Origin of the sequence: Micrococcus sp. GbtcB5 (assembly GCF_019091605.1) — a bacterium.
Taxonomy (GTDB): domain Bacteria; phylum Actinomycetota; class Actinomycetes; order Actinomycetales; family Micrococcaceae; genus Micrococcus; species Micrococcus luteus.
On record NZ_JAGXJK010000331.1, the window covers coordinates 1 to 247 of the forward strand.

A 247-nucleotide genomic window follows, 5' to 3' on the forward strand; every position below is an offset into this window, starting at 1 on the left:
TAGAAGCGCATGCCCACGCCCCCGCGGTGGGCCAGGTCGGCGACCCGCTCGGCGGGGCGCACGTGGAAGCCGATGATGATGGCGTTGTCCACGGTCGCCAGGTCCACGTCATTCTGCGTGATGGCGCCGACGCCGCGGTGGATGACGCGCAGCTGCCCCTCGTCCTCGCCGACCTCGATCTTGAGCAGCGAGTCCGCGAGCGCCCCGCCGGCACCGGACGCGCCGCCCTTGATGATGAGGTTGAGCG

1 protein-coding gene is annotated in these 247 nt (G+C 71.3%); it reads right to left on the reverse strand.

The features are described 5' to 3' along the window. A partial coding sequence (locus tag KVS67_RS12575; RefSeq protein WP_217565505.1) for a translation initiation factor IF-2 occupies nt 1–247 on the reverse strand: 247 nt, incomplete at both ends.